Source organism: Siminovitchia thermophila (assembly GCF_016909185.1).
GTDB lineage: Bacteria > Bacillota > Bacilli > Bacillales > Bacillaceae_C > Siminovitchia > Siminovitchia thermophila.
Genome location: NZ_JAFBFH010000076.1, coordinates 1 through 2,250, shown reverse-complemented (window position 1 = coordinate 2,250; position 2,250 = coordinate 1). Strand labels below are relative to the sequence as shown.

General features: G+C 45.8%; 2 protein-coding genes, 9 tRNA genes and 1 rRNA gene. 11 read left to right on the top strand and 1 reads right to left on the bottom strand.

What is annotated here, in order from left to right:
- Positions 1-60: 60 nt before the first annotated feature.
- A complete protein-coding gene (cmpA, locus tag JOC94_RS22595) occupies positions 61-180 on the bottom strand; it encodes a cortex morphogenetic protein CmpA (RefSeq protein WP_205180427.1) in 120 nt (39 codons plus the stop codon).
- A gap of 85 nt (positions 181-265) precedes the next feature.
- Between cmpA and JOC94_RS22590 the strand changes: the two genes are divergently transcribed.
- From JOC94_RS22590 to JOC94_RS22540, 11 genes are all read left to right on the top strand, one after another.
- Positions 266-736 (top strand): SprT family protein, encoded by a 471-nt coding sequence (locus tag JOC94_RS22590; RefSeq protein WP_077111402.1) that lies wholly within the window; start codon positions 266-268, stop codon positions 734-736.
- A 75-nt stretch (positions 737-811) separates the two neighbouring features.
- Positions 812-902, top strand: a tRNA-Ser gene (locus JOC94_RS22585).
- A 10-nt stretch (positions 903-912) separates the two neighbouring features.
- A tRNA-Glu gene (locus JOC94_RS22580) sits at positions 913-984 on the top strand.
- 287 nt (positions 985-1,271) lie between these two features.
- A tRNA-Asp gene (locus tag JOC94_RS22575) sits at positions 1,272-1,347 on the top strand.
- Between the two features lie 62 nt (positions 1,348-1,409).
- Positions 1,410-1,484, top strand: a tRNA-Gln gene (locus JOC94_RS22570).
- 7 nt (positions 1,485-1,491) lie between these two features.
- Positions 1,492-1,564, top strand: a tRNA-Lys gene (locus JOC94_RS22565).
- 89 nt (positions 1,565-1,653) lie between these two features.
- Positions 1,654-1,740 (top strand) — tRNA-Leu (locus JOC94_RS22560).
- A gap of 10 nt (positions 1,741-1,750) precedes the next feature.
- Positions 1,751-1,827: transfer RNA gene (locus JOC94_RS22555), tRNA-Arg, on the top strand.
- Between the two features lie 23 nt (positions 1,828-1,850).
- Positions 1,851-1,927: transfer RNA gene (locus JOC94_RS22550), tRNA-Pro, on the top strand.
- A 20-nt stretch (positions 1,928-1,947) separates the two neighbouring features.
- Positions 1,948-2,021 (top strand) — tRNA-Gly (locus JOC94_RS22545).
- Between the two features lie 135 nt (positions 2,022-2,156).
- Positions 2,157-2,250, top strand: a 16S ribosomal RNA gene (locus JOC94_RS22540); the annotation flags it as partial.

Below are 2,250 nucleotides of genomic sequence, written 5' to 3'. Positions count from 1 at the left end.
ACTTCTTTTACATAAGTATAAAAAAATTGGAAGTCATGTTGGGTAGGGTGAGATTCCATCTCACTCCACCCCAACATTTGACATAGAACCAAAAAACCAACATTGATTCAGCATTTTAATTTGATTTCTGTCTTTTTTAAGAAAAGCTTTTTGCATTTGGTTTTGAAACCAGGCAGGCATTTTTTCGTATCCTCCCAGGTAAAAGTTTTGGTATCATTAGGATATGATAAGAAAAGTTATCCCGTGAGGCTGAGGGAGGAAGTGCATGACAAACGAACAATTGCAAAGCTTAACTGAACGATTGTCGCAGGAATTTTTTCAAAAGCCGTTTAAACATAAAGCCGTCTTCAATCCCCGATTGAGAACAACAGGCGGCCGTTATTTGCTTACAAACCATCATATAGAAATCAACCGAAAATATTATGACGAGCATGGACTGGAAGAGTTGAAAGGGATTATTAAACATGAGTTGTGCCATTACCACCTTCATCTCGAAGGTAAAGGGTACAAGCACGGTGACAGGGATTTCAGGGAGCTCTTGAAAAAAGTCGGTGCTCCGCGCCATTGTTCACCGCTCTCCGAGCAGAAAAAGGCAACGAGGAGGATGTATGAATGTTCTCGCTGTGGTTATATTTATACCCGGCAGCGCAGGGTGAACACGAGCCGCTATTTTTGTGGCAAGTGCAAAGGAAAACTTTTTGAAAAGAAATCTGGAAAAGTTCCGATTTTCCCTTGACAGGCATTCGCCGACTATTTATAATCGTAAGAGCCGTTCAAGAAAAACCAAAACGAATGGCCCATTATTTTTTACGGGGAAGTACTCAAGAGGCTGAAGAGGCGCCCCTGCTAAGGGCGTAGGTCGCGTAAGCGGCGCGAGGGTTCAAATCCCTCCTTCTCCGCCATTTTTATTTTGGCCCCTTGGTCAAGCGGTTAAGACACCGCCCTTTCACGGCGGTAACACGGGTTCGAATCCCGTAGGGGTCATCAATAGCCGGAGTGAATGCAATGATACTGGTTACGCGGCATCTAAAGAAGACAAGTTGCTTCCATTTGTCGCATTCGCTCCTTGATTCAGTTTCCGGCAGCATTGCGAAGAGGCGAGCGTAAGCCTTGATGAAGTGACGATTCTTGACTTGCGGTAGAGCAAGTGTAAAGTGGCAAACTTGCAAGAGCTCACGCTTTTTTGTGCGACGATTACTTGGCTGCACATTGGCTCGATGTCATCAACACACTGGTCATTAGAATGGAAAGTATTTTACAATTATATGTATGGTCCCGTAGTGTAGCGGTTAACATGCCTGCCTGTCACGCAGGAGATCGCGGGTTCGATTCCCGTCGGGACCGCCACTTTAAAGATTGTTGACATATTTTGATGTGTGTTGTACAATAGAAAAGTTGCTCAATGACATTGGGCTATAGCCAAGCGGTAAGGCAACGGACTTTGACTCCGTGATTCGCTGGTTCGAATCCAGCTAGCCCAGCCAAACGATCGAGCCATTAGCTCAGCCGGTAGAGCATCTGACTTTTAATCAGAGGGTCGCAGGTTCGATTCCTGCATGGCTCATTGATCTTTCTTGGAAAGTATATCCGAATAGATTAGCCAGTTGACATTTATTTAGTAGTATGGTAATATATATCTTGTCTTTGAAAAGAGCGGTCGTGGCGGAATCGGCAGACGCGCTAGGTTGAGGGCCTAGTGGTAGCAATACCGTGGAGGTTCAAGTCCTCTCGACCGCACCAACATAAAAGTGCGCCCGTAGCTCAATTGGATAGAGCGTTTGACTACGGATCAAAAGGTTAGGGGTTCGACTCCTCTCGGGCGCGCCACTTATTTCTGTCAATCTATGAAACGGGAAGTGGCTCAGCTTGGTAGAGCACTTGGTTTGGGACCAAGGGGTCGCAGGTTCAAATCCTGTCTTCCCGACCATTTATAGATGAGAAAGCCATGCGGGTGTAGTTTAGTGGTAAAACCACAGCCTTCCAAGCTGTTGTCGTGGGTTCGATTCCCATCACCCGCTCCATTGTTTGATCTTTGAAAACTGAACGAAACGAAACGTCAATCAATAATTGATTAGTCAGCTTTAAAAGAGCATGGATCAAAGGCTAAGTTCGCCACACCTGCATTAGCAGATCGTGCGCGACGCCTTTGCAAAACTTTACATGAGAGTTTGATCCTGGCTCAGGACGAACGCTGGCGGCGTGCCTAATACATGCAAGTCGAGCGGACAAAAGAGGAGCTTGCTCCTTTTT